Below are 20,074 nucleotides of genomic sequence, written 5' to 3'. Positions count from 1 at the left end.
CTCAGGAGCCCGCGAGCATCGCCACGGGGATCGTCACGACCGACGTGAGGGCGAACGCCGTCCGCAGCCACGCCGCGCGCGAGTCGCGCGGCGTGAGCCAGCCCGCCGCCAGGCAGCCGACGCCGCCGAACAGCGCGAGTACGTAGCGGGCCACCAGGTCCTGGTGCTCCGGCGACGACGCGTCACCGAGCTCCGCGTCGAGCGAGACCACGTACCCGCCGAGCACGAGGAGCAGCACCACGACGGGGGTCGCGAGAGCCGGCCCGAGGATGCGGCTCGGGCGGGGGACGGGGTGCGCGGCGGCGTAGGCGGCGTTACGGGCGGCCCACGCCTCCTGCGGCTCCGTCTCGGATCGCGGCTCCGTCTCGGTTCCCGGCTCCGTCTCGGTTCGCGGCTCGGTGTGCATGGGGCGAGTCAACCTCCGGGCGCGGCGCCCGCGCCTCCGTCCCCGTACTCAGACACGTACTCAACATCGGCAGCAGTGCCACGCCGAGCAGCACGTACGGCGAGGCCAACGGCTGTTGCCACCACGGCAGATGCAGGTCCAGGTCGCCCTGGTGCGGGAGCAGCCAGAAGCTGCGGGCCGTGAAGAGGGTCGCCACCGCCGCGGTCAGGCGGGGGCGGCCCTCCGCCATGAGCAGGGTCAGGAGCGGTACGCACCACACCCAGTGGTGGGACCAGCTGATCGGGGAGATCAGCAGGGCGGTGGCCGCCGTCAGGAGGATGCCGCGGGGTTCCGACCTGGCCCGGCGCGCCAGCCGGAGGCCGAGCGCGGCGGTGAGGGCCGCGGGGATCGCCCATGCCGGGCCGGGGGTGGGGTCGTGCAGGGCCCTGGCGATCAGGCCCTGGAGCGACTGATTGTCGACGATCCATGCCTTGCCCACGCGGCTCGTCTCGAAGAGGCGGTGCGTCCAGAAGTCGGCGCTGGCGGCGGGGAGCACGAGGGCGCCGAGGGCGACCGTGCCGGTGAAGGCCGCCAGTGCGGTGCAGCCCTCGCGCACGCGTCCTCTCAGGAAGAGGTACGCGATGAAGATCGCGGGGGTGAGTTTGATGCCCGCCGCGATGCCGAGGGCCACGCCCTTGCCGGGGGCGCCGGGCAGGCGGGTGAGGTCCCAGAGGATCAGGCAGGCCAGGGCCAGGTTGATCTGGCCGAACAGGACCGTCTGGAAGACCGGCTCAAGCCAGAGCGCTGCCGCTGTGGCCGCCAAGAGGAGCGCGGGGCGGGTGCGGGTGCCCGCCAGGCGGGCGGAGAGGTGGATCAGGAGGGCGAGGAAGGCGATGTTGCCGAGGATGAAGGCGAGCCTGAGGGCGGGCAGGTGAAGCCAGGTCGTCGGCACGAAGAGGATGGCCGCGAAGGGCGGATAGGTGGCGGGCAGCTCCCACTCGGTGACGGTGAACCCGTAGAGGTCCGTCCCGTTGGCCACGGCGGCCCCCTCGGCCCGGTAGACGAGGGTGTCGGCCATGGGGATGCGTTGCTCTACGCAGAGGGCGGCGAGGGAGATGAGGGAGGCCAGGAACAGGCCCCCCGCGCCGACAGTGACCGCATTCCGTGACCACACCGTCACCCTCTGGTCCTTCACGGCGGCGACTTTATCGGCCCGGAGGTCTCGCCTGCACGAACAGGCCTTTCCCGCCCACCCGCCCGATTGCCCGGAAATTCGTTGGCCCCACCACGCGCCCCCGCATAAGATGCCCGGTCTGCCCGCGGGTCGCGCCCCGCCGTCGACCGGACGGAAACCGGTCGGCCCCCCTGTCGCACACTCACCCGCACCCGCATCGCCGGAGAGCTTCCATGCCCGCAGAGTCCGACCCCCTGGCCCGCGAACGGGCCCACCTCGCCGCCTCCCGCGGAGCGCTCCGCGCCATGCGGGAGGACGCCGAGGCCCTCGACATCCGTGACGTCACCGCGAACTGGGTGAACGCCGCCGTCCTGCAGAACCAGATCGACGAGCGGATCAAGTCCCTCGCCGACCTTTCGCACACGCCTCTTTTCTTCGGGCGGCTCGACTATCTGCACGCCCCCGGCGCCGAGCAGGCGGAAGGCGCAGAGGGCGAGCAGTTCTACATCGGGCGGCGGCATGTGCACGACGCCGAGGGCGACCCCATGGTCATCGACTGGCGGGCACCCGTCTCGCAGCCGTTCTACCGGGCCTCGAAGAAGACGCCGATGGACATCGGGCTGCGGCGGCGGTTCGGGTACACCGGCGGCGAGCTCACCGCGTACGAGGACGAGCACCTCAGCGACCAGGAAGAGGCCGAGCAGACCAGCAAGCTGCTCCAGCAGGAGATCGAGCGGCCGCGCGTGGGCCCGATGCGGGACATCGTCGCCACCATCCAGCCCGAGCAGGACGAGATCGTCCGCAGTGGTCTCGGCGGGAGCGTGTGCGTCCAGGGTGGGCCCGGCACCGGGAAGACCGCCGTCGGCCTGCACCGTGTCGCCTATCTGCTGTACGCCCACCGTGAGCGGCTCGCCCGGACCGGCACCCTCGTCATCGGGCCGAACGCCTCCTTCCTGCACTACATCGAGCAAGTCCTGCCCGCCCTGGGCGAGTTGGAGGTCAAGCAGGCCACCGTCGACGACCTCGTCGCGCATGTGGAGGTGCGGGGCACGGACGATCCCATCGCCGCCGTCGTCAAGGGCGACGCCCGCATGGCCGAGGTGCTGCGCAAGGCCGTGCGCTCGCACGTGACCATGCCCGCCGAGCCCCTCGTCGTCGTGCGCGGGTCCCGGCGGTGGCGCGTGCCCGCCCATGAACTCGAAGAGATCGTAGGCGAGTTGCTCGAACGCGATATCCGGTACGGGGCCGCTCGTGACGCCCTTCCCCAGCGCATCGCCCACGCCGTCCTCGTCCGCATGGAGCAGGCCGGCGAGGCACCCGACGACCGCGTACAGGACGCCGTCGCGCGCAACACCGCCGTGAAGGCCGCGGTGAAGGCCGTCTGGCCGCCCGTCGATCCCGCGAAGCTCGTGCTGCGGCTGCTGTCCGACGCCGACTTCCTCGCCGGGCACGCCGAGGGGATCCTGACGGAAGAGGAGCAGAAGGCCGTTCTGTGGGCCAAGCCGGCGCGGAGCGTCAAGAGTGCCAAGTGGTCTGCCGCCGACGCCGTGTTGATCGATGAGGCGAGCGATCTCGTGTCGCGTACGCATTCGCTCGGGCATGTGGTGCTCGACGAGGCGCAGGATCTCTCCCCCATGCAGTACCGCGCCGTGGGGCGGCGCTGCACCACCGGTTCCGCCACCGTCCTCGGCGACCTCGCGCAGGGCACCACGCCCTGGGCGACCCGGAGTTGGGCCGAGGCCCTCGCCCATCTCGGCAAGGGCGACGCCGTCGTTGAGGAGCTGACGGCCGGTTTCCGTGTGCCGCGCGACGTCATCGCGTACGCGTCCCGGCTGCTGCCCGACATCGCGCCCGGACTCGCGGCGGTCGACTCGGTGCGGGAGTCGCCCGGCTCGCTCGCCGTGCGGCACGTGGAGGACGTCGAGGGGCTCGACGCCGCCTGCCTGGAGGCGTGTGCCGATTCGCTGCGGCACGAGGGGTCCATCGGTCTTATCGCCGCGGACGCCCGCGTCCCCGCGCTCGCCGATGCCCTGACGGCGGCCGGGATCTCGTACCTCTCCCCCGGCCAGGAGACGACGGCCGACGCCCGGCTCACGCTCGTGCCCGCGTCCCTGGCCAAGGGTCTTGAGTACGACTACGTGGTGCTCGACGAGCCCGCCGCCGTGGTCGACGGGGAGCCGGACGAACGGACGGGTCTGCGCCGGCTGTACGTGGCGCTGACCCGTGCGGTGTCCGGCCTGATCGTCGTGCATGCGGCGGAGCTGCCCGTGCAGCTCAGCTAGGGCACTTCGCTGCAAGTCCGGTACGCCGGGCGCGGGTACGTCGTGGCTGGTCGCGCAGTTCCCCGCGCCCCTTCGGGGCACTGCCTCAGCTTATGAGGCAGCCTCCTTGGACGGCAGATGCGTCACGACCAGCGCGATGCCCGTGATCGTCACGATGCGCGTGGCCGCGTCGAGGCCGTTCCAGTCCTCCGACTGCCACATGGCGAACCACTCGCCGCCGATCCCGATGAAGCCCACTCCGAACAGCAGGATGAGCATCAACAGGCCGATGGTGCCCGCGCGTTGGGCGCGGCGCAGGCCCTCGGGGCGGCGCAGGCCCCTGGCCCACAGGACCGTCGCCGTGCCCAGGACGAGCGCGGCCAGCGTCTCCCAGGCGATGATCGCCACGTACGCGGTGTCCTGGAGCGCGGTGGACTCCACCGCGCGCCACATCAGGTCGTCGTCCTTGAACGTGCTGTCCATCGCCAGGACATGGCGGACGAACTGCTGGTTGGAGTCGAAGTCGGTGATGTTCCCGAACGCGACGAGCGCGATGTAGAGCGCGAGCGTCCCGGTGAACACCAACGCGACGACGGGCAGTGTCCCGGCCCTGAGTATTCGTTCCGCGGGACGCGTTTTCTCTGCTGGTATCGACATGAAGTCCCCTCCGTTTCGATCCCAGTTGTATCGGCCCCGCGGGGAATCGATCAATCGTCGAGCGCGGCCCTCCACCGGGCGACGGCCGCCGCGGAGACCGGTGCCGACCAGCCGTCGGGGCGGGACGCGCCGCCGATATGGAAGGCGTCGACGCCGGCCGCCTTGAGTCTCGGCAGGTGGTCGAGGCGGAGGCCGCCGCCGACCAGGATCTGCTGCTCGTAACCGGGCTCCCCGGACCGTGCCGCCTCGGCGAGAAGTGTGGTCAGGCCCTCGTCGACGCCCGCCGCCGAACCCGCCGTGAGGTAGGTGTCGAGCCCCGGCAGGTCCGCGAGCTGCTTGCGCAGGGCGTCGCGGTCGGCGGCCCGGTCGATGGCCCGGTGGAACGTCCAGCGGCAGCCGTCCAGGGCGCCGACCACCGTCTCGACCGCGGCCAGGTCGGGGCCGCCCGCCTCGTCCAGGAAGCCGAGGACGAACTCGTCGGCGCCCGCTTCCCTGAGCTCGCGGGCACGGCGTACGAGAGTGTCGAGCTGTCGGGAGTCCCCCGCGGCGAAACCGTCCGCGAGGCGCACCATCACGCGCAGGGAGATGTCCACGGCGGCGCGGATCTCGGCAAAGGTCTCGCGGGACGGGGTCAGGCCGTCCGCGGCCATGTCGGTGACCAGCTCGAGGCGGTCGGCGCCTCCCGCCTGGGCGGCGACGGCGTCCTCGGCATCGAGGGCGATCACCTCCAGGACTGCACGCTTGCTCATGGATGTCTTCCTTCGGGTCCGGCGCCTCGGGGGCGGAAAGGAACGTAGAACACAGGTCTAGTCCAATTCCCCAGCCTACGCGCAGATCGCCCCGGCGCTACCCACGCGCACCGGGGCGATCTTAAAGACGGGTACTCAGCTCAGCGGCTTGAACCCCCTCAGGCGCAGGCTGTTGCCGACCACGAAGACCGAGGAGAAGGCCATCGCGGCGCCCGCGATCATCGGGTTCAGGAGGCCGGAGGCCGCCAGGGGCAGCGCGCCCACGTTGTAGGCGAAGGCCCAGAAGAGGTTGGACTTGATCGTGCCCAGGGTGCGGCGCGAGAGGCGGATGGCGTCGGCCGCCGCCCGCAGGTCGCCCCGTACGAGCGTCAGGTCGCCCGCCTCGATCGCGGCGTCCGTGCCCGTGCCCATCGCCAGGCCCAGGTCGGCCTGGGCGAGCGCGGCCGCGTCGTTCACGCCGTCGCCGACCATCGCGACGCTGCGGCCCTCCGCCTGGAGGCGCTTGACGACGTCGACCTTGTCCTGCGGCATGACCTCGGCGATCACGTCATCGGGGGCGATGCCGACCTCCGCGGCCACCGACGCCGCTACGGCCTTGTTGTCGCCGGTCAGGAGGATCGGGGTGAGGCCGAGCGCGCGCAGGCGCTTGATCGCCTCGGGGCTCGACTCCTTGACCGCGTCCGCGACCTCCAGGACCGCACGTGCCTCCCCGTCCCAGGCGACGGCGATGGCCGTACGTCCCGCCGCCTCGGCCTGCGCCTTCGCGCGCTCCAGCTCCACGGGGAGGCTGATGACCCACTCGGCGAGGAGCTGGGTGCGGCCGACCAGGACCGCGTGGCCCTCGACGATGCCCTGGACGCCGAGTCCCGCGACGTTCGCGAAGTCCTCGGGGGTGGGCAGCGCGCCCACCTTCTCGGCGGCGCCGGTGGCGACGGCCTGTGCGATGGGGTGCTCGGAGGAGTGCTCCAACGCGCCTGCCAGGCGCAGGACTTCGTCCTCGGTGGCGTTGTCCGCCGTGTGCGTGGCGAGCAGGGTCATCTTGCCGGTGGTGACGGTGCCGGTCTTGTCCAGGACGATCGTGTCGACCTTGCGGGTGGTCTCCAGGACCTCCGGGCCCTTGATCAGGATGCCGAGCTGGGCGCCGCGCCCGGTGCCGACCATGAGGGCGGTCGGCGTGGCGAGGCCCAGGGCGCAGGGGCAGGCGATGATCAGTACGGCGACGGCCGCGGTGAAGGCGGCGGTCAGGCCGGAGCCGTTGCCGAGCCAGAAGCCGAGGGTGCCGACGGCCAGGGCGATGACGACCGGCACGAAGACCGCGGAGATCTTGTCGGCGAGGCGCTGGGCGGCGGCCTTGCCGTTCTGCGCGTCCTCGACGAGCCTGGCCATCCGGGCGAGCTGGGTGTCGGCGCCGACGCGGGTGGCCTCGACGACCAGCCGGCCGCCGACGTTCAGGGTGGCGCCGGTGACGCCGTCCCCGGTGGCGACCTCCACCGGCACGGACTCGCCGGTGAGCATGGAGGCGTCCACGGCCGAGGCGCCCTCGACGACCCTGCCGTCGGTGGCGATCTTCTCGCCGGGCCGGACCAGGAAGCGGTCGCCGACCTTCAAGTCGCTTACGGGGATGGTCTCTTCGCGCCCGCCGTCACGGATGACGGTGACGTCCTTGGCGCCCAGCTGGAGCAGCGCCTTCAGCGCGGCCCCGGCCTTCCGCTTCGACCGGGCCTCGAAGTAGCGCCCGGCGAGGATGAAGGCGGTGACGCCGGCGGCGGCCTCCAGGTAGATGTTCCCCGCGCCGTCGCTCCGCGCGATGGTCAGCTCGAAGGGGTGCGTCATGCCGGGCGTGCCCGCCGTACCGAAGAACAGCGCCCACAGCGACCACAGGAAGGCCGCCGACGTACCGACCGAGATCAGGGTGTCCATGGTGGCCGCGCCGTGCCGCGCGTTGGTGAAGGCGGCCTTGTGGAAGGGCCAGGCCGCGTACGTCACGACCGGCGCCGCGAGGGTCAGCGAGAGCCACTGCCAGTACTCGAACTGCAGGGCGGGGACCATCGCCATCGCGATGACGGGTACGGAGAGCAGGACCGCGGCGGTCAACCGCTGGCGCAGCGGCCGCAGTTCCTCGTCGGCCTGCTGCTCTTCATCGGCCGGACCCTGCTCCGTACGGACCGGGGCGGGCTCCTGCGCGGTGTAGCCGGTGGCCTCGACGGTCGCGATCAGATCCTGGACGGCGATGTCCTCGCCGTTGTAGCTGACCTTCGCCTTCTCGGTGGCGTAGTTGACGGTCGCCTCGACGCCGTCCATGCGGTTGAGCTTCTTCTCGATCCGGGCGGCGCACGAGGCGCAGGTCATGCCACCGATGGCGAGTTCGACCTCTGCGGTTGAGGCCACCTGGGTGGTGCCGGGAGTGGTGGACATGGCTGCGGGCTCCTCGTGGCGGTCCGGGTACCCGGGGTGGGTACCGCTGACGAGATCTATATATACCCCTGGGGGGTACTGAACGCAAGGGGAACCCACCGCTTGACTTCATACCCCTAGGGGGTATCTTCGGAGACATCGACCCGCATCGACCCGCTTACGTCATCCATCGGGAGTCGCCATGAACACCGGACTGAAGATCACCGCCTTCGCCGCCGCGGTCGCCGCGACGTTCGGCACCGCGTACGGCGTGGGGAAGGGTGTCGACCCCGTGACCTCGCAGAAGAAGCCCGCGAGTGAGCACGGCGGCCACGGCGGCGGTGAGGAGGCCGCCGCCGGCGAGAAGGGCGAGAAGCAGGGCGGGGGCCACACTGCCGACGTCCCCGGCGGCCTGCAGATATCCGAGCGCGGATACACGCTGGACCTGAAGACCGCCCGCATCGACGCCGAGAAGCGCGAGCAGCTGCGGTTCACGATCGTCAGGGACGGCACCGGCAAGGACGGCAAGGACGGCAAGGGCAAGAACGTCACGGCGTACCAGAAGGAACACGACAAGGAGCTGCACCTCATCGTCGCCTCACGCGACCTGACGACCTACCGCCATCTGCACCCGTCCCGCGCGGCGGACGGCACCTGGTCGACGCCGGTCGAGCTCCCCGAGGCGGGCGGCTACCGCGTCTTCGCCGACTTCAAGCCGAAGGGCGCGAAAGAGGGCCTGACGCTGGGGGCGGATCTGGCGGTGGCGGGCAAGTACGACCCCGCGGGTCTGCAGGCCCACAACACGAAGGCCTCGGTGGACGGCTACGAGGTCAGCCTCAAGGGCGAGTTGAAGCCGGGGAAGTCGGCGGGCCTGACCCTGAACGTGTCGAAGAACGGCAGGCCGGTGACCGATCTTCAGCCGTACCTCGGTTCGTACGGGCATCTGGTCGCCCTGCGGTCGGGGGACCTGGCGTACCTCCATGTCCACCCGACGGGCGAGCCGGGTGACGGCCGCACCGAGCCGGGGCCCGGCGTGTCCTTCCAGGCGACGGCGCCGAGCGCGGGCGCTTATCGGCTGTTCCTCGACTTCAAGCACGAGGGGAAGGTCCGGACGGCGGCCTTCACCGTGCACGCGGGTGGCTCCGCCGGGGGTGAAGGGACTGCCGAGTCCGGGGACTCGGGGCACGCGCACTGAGCGTAGGGCGGGGTTGCATTTTCGCTGCGGGTGCGTCGTGGCTTGTCGCGCCCACGCGGCGGAGCCGCATATCGATTCAGCCCCGCGCCCCTTCGGGGCGCGGGGGCTTTCGCATGTCCCGCCGCCCTCAGTCGAAGATCGGCAGCTCTGTCTCCTTCGCGCCCGCCAGTTCGTAGCGGGTTCCCGTCAAGGGGCGGCCCGTGTACAGCCTGATCAGGGTCGGGGCGTCGCCGATGTAGCGGGCCGGCGGGCGTTTGCCGTCGGGGACTCCCAGGGCCAGCGGCTCGTCCCAGCCGTCGACGTCCGCGTGCAGCGGCAGCGCAGAGGTCCTCCTGCTGTGCTCCGCGAGCAGCGGCAGCGCGTCCGCGAGGCCGTCGCCCCCGTACGCGCCGGGCAGGCCCCAGGCCTCGCGCACATCCCCCGCGTGCACCCACTCCCCCAGTGACACGCCGTCGAGGCGCCCCTTGGCCTTGACCATGATCTCGCCCGCCTCGGTCATCCCGCGCTCCAGCTCGTCCACGATGCGGGAGTTGGACCAGTCGGCGCGTTCGGCGATGTCGCGCTCGTTGCTCTCGGGGCTGTACACGCCCTCCTCGAAGCGGGTCTCGACGACACGCATCAGCGCGGAGCTGCAGTGCGCGAGCACATGCCGCACGGTCCAGCCGGGACAGCAGGTCCTGATCTCGTACGCGGAGTCGTCGGCGCCCCTCAACAGCGGGATCAGTACGTCGCGTTCGGTGCGCAGGAGGCGTCCCGGGCGCTCGGGGTCGTAGGTCTCGGCGTGGTTCGGAGTGGTGGTCATGTCTGCCAGCCAAGCTTGTACGGCGCCGCGCGGCAATGACATGGCAACGGACGGGCCGGAGTTTCCAGCCCGTCCGGCGGAAACATCCAGCCCGTCCGGCGTTTGAGGACGAGTAACGGCGAAGCCGACGACAGACGGTCACCCCACTACGCGTTCACCCTCTCCTTCGCGGCAACCGACTCTCCCCGCATCACCAGCAGCGTCACGACACCCCCCACCGCAGCTATGGCCCCGGCGCCAACAAACGCCGCGCTGAACCCGTCCGTCAGCGCAGGCAGATTGCCCAGCTCCCCCGCCCCCTGCGACGTCGCGAGAGCGGTAAGCGCCGCGAGGCCAAGGGCGGAGCCCACCTGGTACGTGGTGTTGACGATGCCGGAGGCCAGACCCGCCTGCTCCTGCGGGGCGCCGGACATCGCCGCCATCATCGCCGGGATGTACGCGAGGGACATGCCGAGCGCCGCCACCAGCGAGGCCGGCAGGACGTCCACCACGAACGAGCCCGTCGGGCCGACCTGCGCCAGCCACACCAGGCCGAGCGCGAGCACCAACAGGCCGCTCCCGATCAGCGGCTTTGCTCCGAAGCGGCCGAGCAGCCGCGCCGTGATGGCCGTCATGAAGACCATCAGGAGCCCCGTCATCGGCAACAGCGCGGCGCCGGACGCGAACGCCCCGTACCCCATCACCTGCTGGAGGTAGAGGTTGAGGAAGTACCACATCGGGATCCAGGCCGCGCCGAGCAGCGCCATCGCCAGGTTGGCGGAACCGAGCCGCGGGATGCGCCACACCTTGAGCGGCATCAGCGGCTCGCGCACCGACTTCTGCACGAGGAGGAAGAGCGCCAACAGAGCGCCTGCACCCACCAGTTGCAGCACCGTCGAAATCGAGCCCCAGCCCTCCTCCGGCGCCCGCACCACAGCGAAGACGGCCAGCGCGAGTCCCGCCGTCACAGACACCGCGCCGAGGATGTCGACCGAGCCGCGCTTGCCCTCGACGGCGGGCAGCAGGCGCGTCGCCGCGAGGGTCGCGACGCCGATCGGCACGTAGATGATGAACACCCAGGGCCAGCTCAGCCACTCCGTGAAGACGCCGCCGAGGAAGACTCCGGCCGTGCCGCCCGCGGGGGCCGCCGCTCCATAGAGGGCCATCGCCTTGCCGAGCTCCTTCGGGTCGTGCCCGAAGAGCATCATCAGGAGGGTCATCGCGGCGGGCGCGATCAGCGCGCCGCCGACGCCCTGCACGGCGCGCCCGACGACCTCGACGGTGGCGGTCTGCGCGGCCGCGGCGATGACGGATCCCGCGATGAGGACCAGCCAGCCGGATACGAAGACCTTGCGCGCCCCGAGCAGGTCGGAGAGGCGCCCGCCGAGCAGCAGCAGGCCGCCGAAGGCGATCACGTACGCGTTGAAGACCCACTGCAACTCACCCTGCGAGAAGCCGAGGTCCTTCTGCATCTCGGGGAGCGCGACCCCGATGATCGAGGTGTCCATGATCACCATGAACTGGGCGGTGGCGAGCACGAAGAGCGCCCACCAGCGCTTGGGATTGGCGGTTGACATGACGGTCCCCTCCAAAGAGCCGTACAATACCCCCGAGGGGTATCTAGCGCTGGGAAGTTAACATACCCCCTAGGGGTATTCAAGGGTTAGGGTTCGCCCCATGGCCGACGACAAGAACGACGAGCTGCGCGGGCGCTGGCTCACGACGCTGCTGCGGGCGCGGGACACGGACGAGTGCATCTACGACCCGTACAAGTACGCCGACAACCTGCTCGCCCGCTGGGCCGAGCCGCAGCGGCGGTACCACACCACCGCCCACCTGGCAGCGGTCCTCGACCACATCGACGTACTCGAAGAGCACGCGGACGACCCCGACCTGGTGCGGCTCGCGGCCTGGTTCCACGACGCGGTGTATCTGCCCGAGCGCTCGACCAACGAGGAGCGCTCGGCCCGCCTCGCCGAACGCGCCCTGCCCGAGGCCGGGTTGACCGATGAGCGGACCGCCGAGGTGGCCCGGCTCGTCCGGCTCACCGTCAGCCACGACCCCGCCGACGGCGACCGCAACGGCGAGACGCTGTGCGACGCCGACCTGGCGATCCTGGCCGCCGCCCCGGACGCGTACGCCGCGTACGCCGCCGCCGTGCGCGAGGAGTACGCCTTCGTCCCCGACGACGCCTTCCGCGAGGGCCGGGCGGCGGTGCTTCGCCAACTCCTCGCCCTGCCAAGACTGTTCCGTACGCCGCACGGGGCGAAGGAGTGGGAGGGTCCGGCGCGCGCGAACCTCGCCACAGAAATCGACCTGCTCAGCCCATGACGCTCCCGTACGCTCGGCGCATGCTTTTCATGGGCGGGGATCAGGTGGACGAGGCCGTGGCGCACGCGGCACGGGTGCTGCGCACGGCGGCGGGGCTCGACTGGAGCGTCAAGGCCGGTGGCCTGGAGTGGAGTTGCCTGCAGACCGCCGAGCACATCGCCTGCGATCTCGTCGCGTACGCGGGGCAGTTGACGGGCCGCGCGCCCGATGCGTGGGTCCCCTTCGAGGTCTCCCTCGACGAGGGTTCGGGCCCCGCCGACGCGATCAGCGTCATCGAGGCGACCGGCGGGCTGCTCTCGGCGGTCATCCGGACGACGCCGCCCGGCGTGCGGGCCTTCCACCCGTACCCCTCCGGCAAGGCCGACGCGACGGGCTTCGCGGCGATGGGCGTCGCGGAGGTGCTGCTCCACACGTACGACATCGCGCGGGCGCTCGGCATCGACGCTCAGCCGCCCGCCGAGCTGTGCGAGGCCGTGCTCGCCTGGATCTTCCCGCAGGTCACGCCCGCGTCCCGGCCCGAGGATCAGTGGCCCACGCTGCTCTGGGCCACGGGGCGCGGCACGCTGCCGGGGCGGGCCCGCCTCGACGGGTGGCGCTGGCACAACTCCCTTGAGATTCCCGCCGGACGGATCGCCCTGCGGGAGGTCAGGCCCGCGGCGGCCGCGGATCTCGCCGTGGGCGGCACGGGTGGTCTGAACTGGATCGACGGTGGGCCGTTCGAGGGGACGCGGACGGCGGCGGAGATGGTGACGAAGGCGTACGGATCCGGGGTGCACCGGCCCGAGTGGGGGATGTTCGCGCTGGTCCGCGTGGCGGACGAGGTCGCCGTCGGCGGGATGGGGTTCCACGGGCCGCCGGACGACGAGGGGACGGTGGAGGTCGGCTACGACCTGGCGGTCGCCGCGCGGGGTTGCGGCTACGCTTCCGAGGCGCTTTCCGCCCTCTCCGCGTGGGCGCTGGACCGTCCCGGGGTGTCCGCTCTCCTTGCCGTGATCGAGCCCGGCAACGCGGCTTCGCAGGGGGTGGTGACGCGGGCGGGATACGTCCGCATCTCCGACCGGGAGGAGAACCGGGCTTACGTCCGTCGTGCGTGACGGTTCCTACTTTTCCCGCCCGCCCACCCATTACCCCGGGGTAATGGGTGGGCGGGCGGGAAAGATCCGCCGCGAAGCGGCGGCCCAGCCCGGGACCGACCCGCACCCGGAACACAAGCCCCCCGCCGGGGAATGTAATGCCCCACCCCAACGTTCACCCCTGTTATGCCGACCCCTGCCGCGAAATCGCGGATGCCCGTAGCCGTCTACATCCTCGGGCTCGCCGTCTTCGCCCTCGGCACGAGCGAGTTCATGCTCTCGGGGCTGCTGCCGCCCATCGCGGACGACATGGGGGTCTCCATCCCCCGCGCCGGCCTCCTCATCTCCGCCTTCGCCATCGGCATGGTCATCGGCGCCCCGCTGCTCGCCGTGGCGACCCTGCGGCTGCCACGCCGCACGACACTCATCACGCTCATCACGGTCTTCGGCCTCGGCCAGGTGGCAGGGGCCCTCGCGCCCACGTACGAGATCCTCTTCGCGTCCCGCGTGATCAGCGCCCTCGCCTGCGCGGGGTTCTGGGCGGTCGGCGCCGCCGTCGCCATCGCGATGGTCCCCGTCAACCAGCGGGCCCGCGCCATGGCCGTGATGATCGGGGGACTCAGCATCGCCAACGTCCTCGGGGTCCCCGCAGGCGCCTTCCTCGGTGACAACTTCGGCTGGCGTTCGGCCTTCTGGGCGGTCGGCGTCGCCTCCGCCGTCGCGCTCGTCGGCGTACTCACCCTCATCCCGCGCATTCCACTCCCGGACGAGAAGCCCGAGCTGAAGAAGGAACTCTCCATCTACCGGGACCGGCAGGTCTGGCTCTCCATCGCGATCACCGCGCTCGCCGCGGGCGGCGTCTTCTGCGCGTTCTCGTATCTCTCGCCGCTCCTGACGGACGTCGCCGGGCTCGACGAGGGCTGGGTGCCGACCGTCCTCGGCCTCTTCGGGGCGGGCGCCCTCATCGGCACCTGGATCGGCGGCCGCATCGCCGACGCGCACCTCTTCGGCGTCCTGCTCAGCGGCATCGCGGCGTCCACCGTCCTCCTCGTCGCCCTCGCCCTCTTCTCGGGCACGGCGGCCGTCGCGGTCACCCTCTCCTTCCTCCTGGGCGTCTCCGCCTTCTACACCGCCCCGGCCCTCAACGCCCGGATGTTCAACGTGGCGGGCGCCGCCCCCACCCTCGCGGGCGCCACCACGACGGCCGCGTTCAACCTCGGCAACACGGGCGGGCCCTGGCTCGGCGGCACGGTCATCGACCTGGACTTCGGGTACGCGTCGACGGCCTGGGCGGGCGCCGCGATGACGGCGGTGGCGATCGGGGCGGTCACCCTCTCGCTGCGGCTGCACCGCAGGACTCCGAGCCGCGTCGTCACGGCCTTCTCCGCCGACAGCACGCAAGCGGGGGCCGACATCGAAACCGCCCGCTAGAAGCCTCACTCCAGAGGAGAAGCCCTCACTCCAGAGGCCGCAGGAACCGCCGCTCATAGCGGCGGATGCACCCCGTCCGGCGCGCGAGCTCGAAGGCCTCCTGGCACTCGGGATCGGTCTTGCTCTCGGTGCGGTACCGCTCGTACTCGGCGAGGCTCGGGAAGGAGAAGAGGGCGTACGCGATGTCGCTGTCGCCCTCGCTCGGCAGGAAGTAGCCGTGGTGGTCGCCGCCGAAGCGGTTGACCAGGGTGACCCAGCGGCGGCCGTACTCCTCAAAGTCGTCGATGCGGTCGGGATCGATCTCGTACTTCAGATGAACGGTGATCATGCGGTCCACCCTAGGCTCGAACCGCCTTACGCGGGTCTGCCTTTGGGCCTGCGCAGCCCCGCCTCCGTGAGCCGCCGCACCAGCTCCTTGGAGCCGATCTCGACCGCGCCCGCGCGCACCGCGTCCCCGTACCGGTGCGACGGCACGTCGTAGTGGTCGCGCTCGAAGGCGCGGCGAGGGGCGCCGATGGCCTCCGCGAACGTGTGCAGTTCCTCGTACGAGACGTCACTGACCAGGTGCGACCACATGCGGCCATGGCCCGGCCAGGTCGGCGGGTCGATGTAGAGCGTCACGTCGGGCCCGTCCCCGTCAGGCCGCCCACCGGGGCCACGACGACGCCCGCCTTACCGCACACCCAGTGCGGGTCGGGGCCCAACTCCGGTTCCACGTCCAGCGCGTGCGGGTCGCCCGAGCCGCAGACCGGGCACAGCGGCCAGCGGCCGTAGCGCTCAAGGAGTGCGTCCTGTACGTCCTGGGCGACGAGCCCGGCGACGTACTCGATGCCGTCCGGCCACTGCTCGACCCACCAGCGGCGGTGCGCCACCGCCTCCTCGACCAGCGAGACGACCTCCGCCTGCGCGACCTCGCGGGCCACGAGGTCGGCGATGACAAGTGCGCGGGCGGCGTGCAGCGCCTGCTCCAGGGGGTCGATCGCGTCCATGCAGCCATTGTCCACCCCGTGCGCAACCTGCCGGAGGTCCGTCCGAGATCGGGACCAAAGAGATCGGGACCAAGGGGGTCTTGACCCTTCCCCGCTCCGAAAATATCTTTCAGGTGTGACCAATGACGTGAAGGAAATTTTCGCGGGCGCGGCGCCCCCCGCCCCGGCCGCCCTCGCGGCCAAGGTGCGGACCCTCGCGCCGTCCATGACCCGCTCCATGCAGCGGGTCGCCGAAGCCGTCGCCGGCGACCCGGCAGGCTGCGCGGCCCTCACGGTCACCGGCCTCGCCGAGCTCACCGGCACCAGCGAGGCGACGGTGGTGCGCACCGCCCGCCTGCTCGGCTACCCCGGCTACCGCGACCTCCGCCTGGCCCTCGCCGGACTCGCCGCCCAGCAGCAGTCGGGCCGCGCGCCCGCCGTCACCGCGGACATCGCCGTCGACGACCCCATCGCGGATGTCGTGGCGAAGCTCGCCTACGACGAGCAGCAGACCCTCGCCGACACCGCGGCCGGGCTCGACACCGTGCAGCTCGGCGCCGCCGTCGCCGCCCTCGCCACCGCCCCGCGCGCGGAGATCTACGGCGTCGCCGCCTCCGGGCTCGTCGCCCAGGACCTCGCGCAGAAGCTGCTGCGCATAGGCCACATCGCCCACGCGCACTCCGACCCGCACCTCGCGGTCACCAACGCCGTCACCCTGCGGGCCAAGGACGTGGCCATCGCGATCACGCACTCCGGGTCGACCGGCGACGTCATCGAGCCGCTGCGGGTCGCCTTCGAGCGGGGCGCCACGACCATCGCGATCACCGGGCGTCCCGGCAGCCCCGTCTCGCAGTACGCGGATCACATACTGACCACTTCCACCGCCCGCGAGAGCGAGCTGCGGCCCGCCGCGATGTCGTCCCGCACGAGCCAACTGCTCGTCGTGGACTGCCTGTTCGTGGGTGTCGCCCAGCGGACGTACGAGACGGCGGCCCCCGCGCTCGCCGCCTCCTACGAAGCGCTCGCCCACCGCCACAGCCCGCGCGGCAGCAGCCGCTGAGCCCGCAGCAGCCGCTGTGCCCGCACACGTACCGGACCCGCCACCCCCGCCCGCGTATGAAAGAGCCGCACGCCATGACTTCCACGACCGACGCCAGCGACGCCACCGACGAGAACTACGGCGAGCTCCGCGCCCAGCTGGACACGCTGACCACCGAGGCGTTCCGGCCCGAGCTCTCCGAGATCGACCAGCTGCCCACGCCGGAGATCGCGAAGATCATGAACGGCGAGGACGCCACCGTGCCCGCGGCCGTCGCCGAGCAGCTCCCGGCGATCGCCGCCGCCATCGACGCCACCGCCGAGCGCATGGCCCGCGGCGGACGGCTGATCTACGCGGGCGCGGGGACGGCGGGCCGGCTCGGCGTGCTGGACGCCTCCGAGTGCCCGCCGACCTTCAACACCGCGCCCAGCGAGGTCGTCGGCCTCATCGCGGGCGGCCCGAGCGCCATGGTCACGGCGGTCGAGGGCGCGGAGGACAGCAAGGAGTTCGCCGTCGATGACCTGGACGGGCTCGGCCTCACCGCGGACGACGTGGTGGTCGGCATCTCGGCGTCGGGCCGCACCCCGTACGCGATCGGCGCGGTCGAGCACGCGCGGGCCAGGGGCGCGCTCACCATCGGGCTCTCCTGCAACGCGGACAGCGGTCTCGCGGCGGCCGCCGACCACGGCATCGAGGTGGTGGTCGGCCCTGAGCTGCTCACCGGCTCCACCCGTCTGAAGGCGGGCACGGCCCAGAAGCTCGTCCTCAACATGCTGTCGACGATCACGATGATCCGCCTCGGCAAGACCTACGGAAACCTGATGGTCGACGTACGCGCCTCGAACGAGAAGCTGAAGGCCCGCTCCCGCCGCATCGTCTCGCTCGCCACCGGCGCGACCGACGAGGAGATCGAGGCCGCACTCGCCGCCACCGACGGGGAAGTGAAGAACGCCATCCTCACCATCCTCGGCGGAGTCGACGGCCCCACGGCCGCGGACCTGCTCTCGTCCTCGGACGGCCACCTCAGGGCAGCCCTGGAAGCCGCGCGCACAACCCGCAACACCTGACCCTTTCGCACCCCGCGCCCCCCGCCGCTGCCCGAACAGCGCCACCCCGCACAGAGCAAGGCACCCCGCACCATGGCACCTGAGAACAAGAACCGCGCCACAGCCGCCGCGATCCTCCCCCTCGTCGGCGGTGCCCGGAACGTCACGTCCATCGCCCACTGCATGACGCGCCTGCGCCTGAGCCTCGCCGACCGCTCGCTGGTCGACGACGAGGTCCTGAAGGCGCTGCCCGCCGTGCTGGGCGTGGTCGAGGACGACACGTACCAGATCGTGCTCGGACCGGGCACGGTCGCGCGGGTGACGCCGGAGTTCGAGGCGCTGGTGGAGGAGGACCGCGCGGCGGCCCCCGCTCCTGAACACACCCTCACGGCAGAGGAGTTGGCGGCCCAGGGAGCCGCGCTCAAGGAGGCCCGAAAGGCCAAGAACGCAACCCCCTTCAAACTCTTCCTCCGCCGCATCGCGAACATCTTCGTACCCCTCATCCCCGCCCTGATCGGCTGCGGCATCATCGCGGGCATCAACGGCCTCCTGACCAACCTGGAGTGGCTGCCGTCGATCACCCCGGCGCTGGCGGCCATCGCCTCCGGTTTCATGGCGCTGATCGCCGTCTTCGTGGGCTTCAACACGGCGAAGGAGTTCGGCGGTACACCGATCCTGGGCGGCGCGGTCGCGGCGATCATCGTGTTCCCGGGTGTGGCGAACATCGAGGCGTTCGGCCAGAAGCTGTCGCCGGGCCAGGGCGGCGTACTGGGCGCGCTCGGAGCCGCGGTCCTCGCCACGTACATCGAGAAGTGGTGCAGGCGCTGGGTGCCGGAGGCCCTGGACGTCCTCGTCACCCCCACCATCACGGTCCTGCTCTCCGGCCTGGTCACGATCTTCGGCCTGATGTTCCTGGCGGGCGAGGTGTCGACGGGCATCGGCGCGGCGGCGAACTGGCTCCTGGACAACACGGGCGCGTTCGCGGGCCTGGTCCTGGGCGGCCTGTTCCTCCCCCTGGTGATGCTGGGCCTGCACCAGGCGCTGATCCCCATCCACACCACCCTGATCGAGCAGCAGGGCTACACCGTCCTGCTCCCCATCCTGGCGATGGCGGGCGCGGGCCAGGTCGGCTGCGCGATCGCGGTGTTCAAGCGCCTGAGGCACAACACGTCGATCCGTACGACGATCAAGTCCGCGCTCCCCGCGGGCTTCCTGGGAGTCGGCGAACCCCTCATCTACGGCGTCTCGCTCCCCCTCGGCCGCCCCTTCATCACGGCGTGCGTGGGCGGCGCGGCGGGCGGCGCGTTCATCGGCTTCTTCTCGATGATCGGCGAAAAGGTCGGCTCCACGGCGATCGGCCCGTCGGGCTGGGCGCTGTTCCCCCTCCTCGACGGCAACAAGGGCCTGGGCCTGACGGTGGCGATCTACGGCGGCGGCCTGCTGGTCGGCTACGCGGTGGGCTTCCTGGCCACGTACTTCTTCGGCTTCAGCAAGCAGATGCTGGTGGAGTTGAACGTCGGCAGGGCTCCTCAGACCAAGCAGGCGATGAGCTCCTCCCGGCTGGTCACGCCGGTCTTGCGGTAGACCGCCTTGAAATGGTCGTTCACCGTGTGCGGCGACAGGTCGAGACGGCGGGCGATCTGCTTGACGGCCTGCCCTTGGAGGGCCTGCTCGATGACCGTCCGCTCTCTGCCGGAGATGCCGTACCACTGGGCGAGTGCGGGCAACAGGTCGGCGGCCGCGGCGGGTTGGAGCGTGACCACGATATCGCCCGCCATCGCCCCTTCGAGCGGCTGGGCTTGCAGGGAGAACCATCCCAGCGGAGTGGGGGCACGCGTGATCGCGGGCGCGCCCGTGCGCCGCGCGGTGTAGGTGATGTGCCAGATGAAGCTGAACAACTCCCGCTCGCCGGCGGGGTAGACGCCGGGCACGACCCCGCCCAGGGCCTCGCGTCCCGCTGAAGCCACCCCCACGATCTCGTCGTTCCTGTTGATGATGACGATGCCGGGCGGAATGCGGACGGAGCGAGGACGCAGCGGCTTGCCCGTCACATAGCGGTTCACGGCGAGCGCGAGCGACGGCGCGAGATCGGCGGCGCGCGCGGTCTCGATCGCCGAGAACGGCCTGGACCCCCGTTCGCGCAGCAGGACCAGCACGCCCCGGACGACCCCGCGCTCGGTCAGGGCGACGCACATTTCGCTGCCATAGATGTCGGCGCCCATGGTGCCGTGCAGTCTGCGCGCCTGCGGATGCTCGTCCCGTGAGCCCGCGCCGAGCACCGTGACCGGGCAAGGGCCGTGGATGAGTTCGGCGACGGGACTCCGGGTCCGGCCGAGGGCGTCCTCCCGGTCCATGCGGCGCCGCGCATGTGTGTCATAGCCGTTCTCAGAGGCCAGGAAGCACCGCGCGCCGGTGACCGGGTCGAACCCGGAGAGCAGATACCCGTCGTGCGGCACGACCCGGCTCAGCTGACACGAGAGCTCGCCGCCCAGATCCGCCACGGTGTCCGCTCGTGCCGCCGCTTCCGGCGCCAAGCGCCCCACTGAAACCACCACAGTCACCCCCCGAGACCATTCAGCGAGTTTGGCAC

Annotated in this window: 19 protein-coding genes; 8 read left to right on the top strand and 11 right to left on the bottom strand. The window is 71.4% G+C overall.

What is annotated here, in order from left to right; all coding sequences use genetic code 11:
- Position 1: 1 nt before the first annotated feature.
- Together AB0G47_RS30575 and AB0G47_RS30570 are read right to left on the bottom strand one after the other, a co-directional pair.
- The gene (locus AB0G47_RS30575; RefSeq protein ID WP_360776598.1) at positions 2 to 406 is read right to left on the bottom strand and encodes a hypothetical protein; all 405 of its coding nucleotides are present in this window, start codon (positions 404 to 406) and stop codon (positions 2 to 4) included.
- Positions 315 to 1,463, bottom strand: coding sequence for a glycosyltransferase 87 family protein (locus tag AB0G47_RS30570; protein ID WP_360776699.1), 1,149 nt, complete (start codon positions 1,461 to 1,463; stop codon positions 315 to 317). The genes AB0G47_RS30575 and AB0G47_RS30570 overlap by 92 nt, the downstream gene beginning before the upstream one ends.
- Before the next feature lie 329 nt (positions 1,464 to 1,792).
- Here AB0G47_RS30570 and AB0G47_RS30565 point away from each other — a divergent pair, with 329 nt between their 5' ends.
- Positions 1,793 to 3,841, top strand: coding sequence for an ATP-binding domain-containing protein (locus tag AB0G47_RS30565; protein WP_360776596.1), 2,049 nt, complete (start codon positions 1,793 to 1,795; stop codon positions 3,839 to 3,841).
- A gap of 90 nt (positions 3,842 to 3,931) precedes the next feature.
- Here the strand turns inward: AB0G47_RS30565 and AB0G47_RS30560 are convergent, their stop codons facing one another.
- From AB0G47_RS30560 to AB0G47_RS30550, 3 genes are all read right to left on the bottom strand, one after another.
- On the bottom strand, positions 3,932 to 4,477 hold the full coding sequence (locus AB0G47_RS30560) for a DUF2165 domain-containing protein (protein WP_360776594.1): 546 nt from the start codon (positions 4,475 to 4,477) through the stop codon (positions 3,932 to 3,934).
- 50 nt (positions 4,478 to 4,527) lie between these two features.
- On the bottom strand, positions 4,528 to 5,226 hold the full coding sequence (locus AB0G47_RS30555; RefSeq protein WP_360776592.1) for a copper homeostasis protein CutC: 699 nt from the start codon (positions 5,224 to 5,226) through the stop codon (positions 4,528 to 4,530).
- A gap of 135 nt (positions 5,227 to 5,361) precedes the next feature.
- Positions 5,362 to 7,641 carry a heavy metal translocating P-type ATPase gene (locus tag AB0G47_RS30550; RefSeq protein ID WP_360776590.1) on the bottom strand — a complete coding sequence of 760 codons (2,280 nt, stop codon included), beginning with the start codon at positions 7,639 to 7,641 and terminating at the stop codon, positions 5,362 to 5,364.
- A gap of 181 nt (positions 7,642 to 7,822) precedes the next feature.
- Here AB0G47_RS30550 and AB0G47_RS30545 point away from each other — a divergent pair, with 181 nt between their 5' ends.
- Positions 7,823 to 8,815, top strand: coding sequence for a hypothetical protein (locus tag AB0G47_RS30545; protein WP_360776588.1), 993 nt, complete (start codon positions 7,823 to 7,825; stop codon positions 8,813 to 8,815).
- Between the two features lie 127 nt (positions 8,816 to 8,942).
- On the opposite strand, the gene AB0G47_RS30540 is transcribed toward AB0G47_RS30545, so the two are convergent.
- On the bottom strand, positions 8,943 to 9,617 hold the full coding sequence (locus AB0G47_RS30540) for a maleylpyruvate isomerase family mycothiol-dependent enzyme (protein WP_360776586.1): 675 nt from the start codon (positions 9,615 to 9,617) through the stop codon (positions 8,943 to 8,945).
- Between the two features lie 146 nt (positions 9,618 to 9,763).
- Positions 9,764 to 11,173 carry an MFS transporter gene (locus AB0G47_RS30535; RefSeq protein ID WP_360776584.1) on the bottom strand — a complete coding sequence of 470 codons (1,410 nt, stop codon included), beginning with the start codon at positions 11,171 to 11,173 and terminating at the stop codon, positions 9,764 to 9,766.
- A gap of 100 nt (positions 11,174 to 11,273) precedes the next feature.
- On the opposite strand from AB0G47_RS30535, the gene AB0G47_RS30530 reads away from it, so the two are divergent.
- The 3 genes from AB0G47_RS30530 (at position 11,274) to AB0G47_RS30520 (ending at position 14,431) form a co-directional block, all read left to right on the top strand.
- The gene (locus AB0G47_RS30530) at positions 11,274 to 11,927 is read left to right on the top strand and encodes a hypothetical protein (RefSeq protein WP_360776583.1); all 654 of its coding nucleotides are present in this window, start codon (positions 11,274 to 11,276) and stop codon (positions 11,925 to 11,927) included.
- 20 nt (positions 11,928 to 11,947) lie between these two features.
- Complete coding sequence (locus AB0G47_RS30525) at positions 11,948 to 13,021, top strand: GNAT family N-acetyltransferase (protein WP_360776581.1); 1,074 nt, start codon at positions 11,948 to 11,950, stop codon at positions 13,019 to 13,021.
- Positions 13,022 to 13,213: 192 nt separating this feature from the next.
- Complete coding sequence (locus AB0G47_RS30520; RefSeq protein ID WP_360776579.1) at positions 13,214 to 14,431, top strand: Cmx/CmrA family chloramphenicol efflux MFS transporter; 1,218 nt, start codon at positions 13,214 to 13,216, stop codon at positions 14,429 to 14,431.
- Positions 14,432 to 14,456: 25 nt separating this feature from the next.
- On the opposite strand, the gene AB0G47_RS30515 is transcribed toward AB0G47_RS30520, so the two are convergent.
- The 3 genes from AB0G47_RS30515 to AB0G47_RS30505 are packed head-to-tail and all read right to left on the bottom strand — an operon-like array spanning position 14,457 to position 15,420.
- Positions 14,457 to 14,759 carry an NIPSNAP family protein gene (locus AB0G47_RS30515; RefSeq protein WP_360776577.1) on the bottom strand — a complete coding sequence of 101 codons (303 nt, stop codon included), beginning with the start codon at positions 14,757 to 14,759 and terminating at the stop codon, positions 14,457 to 14,459.
- Positions 14,760 to 14,785: 26 nt separating this feature from the next.
- Positions 14,786 to 15,052 (bottom strand): DUF4031 domain-containing protein, encoded by a 267-nt coding sequence (locus tag AB0G47_RS30510; protein WP_360776575.1) that lies wholly within the window; start codon positions 15,050 to 15,052, stop codon positions 14,786 to 14,788.
- Entirely contained in the window at positions 15,049 to 15,420 is a 372-nt protein-coding gene (locus AB0G47_RS30505; RefSeq protein WP_360776573.1) for a hypothetical protein, read from the bottom strand. Before AB0G47_RS30505 ends, AB0G47_RS30510 begins: the two co-directional genes overlap by 4 nt.
- A 115-nt stretch (positions 15,421 to 15,535) precedes the next feature.
- Between AB0G47_RS30505 and AB0G47_RS30500 the strand changes: the two genes are divergently transcribed.
- From AB0G47_RS30500 to AB0G47_RS30490, 3 genes are all read left to right on the top strand, one after another.
- Positions 15,536 to 16,459, top strand: a complete 924-nt coding sequence (locus tag AB0G47_RS30500; RefSeq protein WP_360776571.1) for a MurR/RpiR family transcriptional regulator — start codon at positions 15,536 to 15,538, stop codon at positions 16,457 to 16,459.
- A 74-nt stretch (positions 16,460 to 16,533) separates the two neighbouring features.
- Positions 16,534 to 17,505, top strand: a complete 972-nt coding sequence (gene murQ, locus AB0G47_RS30495; protein WP_360776570.1) for an N-acetylmuramic acid 6-phosphate etherase — start codon at positions 16,534 to 16,536, stop codon at positions 17,503 to 17,505.
- Between the two features lie 72 nt (positions 17,506 to 17,577).
- Positions 17,578 to 19,068 (top strand): PTS transporter subunit EIIC, encoded by a 1,491-nt coding sequence (locus AB0G47_RS30490; RefSeq protein ID WP_360776568.1) that lies wholly within the window; start codon positions 17,578 to 17,580, stop codon positions 19,066 to 19,068.
- Here AB0G47_RS30490 and AB0G47_RS30485 read toward each other — a convergent pair.
- Positions 19,014 to 20,018, bottom strand: coding sequence for a helix-turn-helix transcriptional regulator (locus tag AB0G47_RS30485; RefSeq protein WP_360776566.1), 1,005 nt, complete (start codon positions 20,016 to 20,018; stop codon positions 19,014 to 19,016). The two genes, AB0G47_RS30490 and AB0G47_RS30485, sit on opposite strands and share 55 nt — an antisense overlap.
- Positions 20,019 to 20,074: the final 56 nt, after the last annotated feature.

The sequence above is a fragment of the Streptomyces sp. NPDC021622 genome, assembly GCF_040640795.1.
GTDB lineage: Bacteria > Actinomycetota > Actinomycetes > Streptomycetales > Streptomycetaceae > Streptomyces.
The sequence above is the reverse complement of the archived record's forward strand: the minus strand, read 5'-3'. Positions and strand labels throughout refer to the sequence as shown.

Bases quoted from the DNA above. Each gene is read 5' to 3' on its own strand.
- AB0G47_RS30575 (WP_360776598.1), bottom strand. From the start codon at position 406: ATGCACACCGAGCCGCGAACCGAGACGGAGCCGGGAACCGAGACGGAG.
- AB0G47_RS30570 (WP_360776699.1), bottom strand. From the start codon at position 1,463: ATGGCCGACACCCTCGTCTACCGGGCCGAGGGGGCCGCCGTGGCCAAC.
- AB0G47_RS30565 (WP_360776596.1), top strand. From the start codon at position 1,793: ATGCCCGCAGAGTCCGACCCCCTGGCCCGCGAACGGGCCCACCTCGCC.
- AB0G47_RS30560 (WP_360776594.1), bottom strand. From the start codon at position 4,477: ATGTCGATACCAGCAGAGAAAACGCGTCCCGCGGAACGAATACTCAGG.
- AB0G47_RS30555 (WP_360776592.1), bottom strand. From the start codon at position 5,226: ATGAGCAAGCGTGCAGTCCTGGAGGTGATCGCCCTCGATGCCGAGGAC.
- AB0G47_RS30550 (WP_360776590.1), bottom strand. From the start codon at position 7,641: ATGTCCACCACTCCCGGCACCACCCAGGTGGCCTCAACCGCAGAGGTC.
- AB0G47_RS30545 (WP_360776588.1), top strand. From the start codon at position 7,823: ATGAACACCGGACTGAAGATCACCGCCTTCGCCGCCGCGGTCGCCGCG.
- AB0G47_RS30540 (WP_360776586.1), bottom strand. From the start codon at position 9,617: ATGACCACCACTCCGAACCACGCCGAGACCTACGACCCCGAGCGCCCG.
- AB0G47_RS30535 (WP_360776584.1), bottom strand. From the start codon at position 11,173: ATGTCAACCGCCAATCCCAAGCGCTGGTGGGCGCTCTTCGTGCTCGCC.
- AB0G47_RS30530 (WP_360776583.1), top strand. From the start codon at position 11,274: ATGGCCGACGACAAGAACGACGAGCTGCGCGGGCGCTGGCTCACGACG.
- AB0G47_RS30525 (WP_360776581.1), top strand. From the start codon at position 11,948: ATGCTTTTCATGGGCGGGGATCAGGTGGACGAGGCCGTGGCGCACGCG.
- AB0G47_RS30520 (WP_360776579.1), top strand. From the start codon at position 13,214: ATGCCCGTAGCCGTCTACATCCTCGGGCTCGCCGTCTTCGCCCTCGGC.
- AB0G47_RS30515 (WP_360776577.1), bottom strand. From the start codon at position 14,759: ATGATCACCGTTCATCTGAAGTACGAGATCGATCCCGACCGCATCGAC.
- AB0G47_RS30505 (WP_360776573.1), bottom strand. From the start codon at position 15,420: ATGGACGCGATCGACCCCCTGGAGCAGGCGCTGCACGCCGCCCGCGCA.
- murQ (WP_360776570.1), top strand. From the start codon at position 16,534: ATGACTTCCACGACCGACGCCAGCGACGCCACCGACGAGAACTACGGC.
- AB0G47_RS30490 (WP_360776568.1), top strand. From the start codon at position 17,578: ATGGCACCTGAGAACAAGAACCGCGCCACAGCCGCCGCGATCCTCCCC.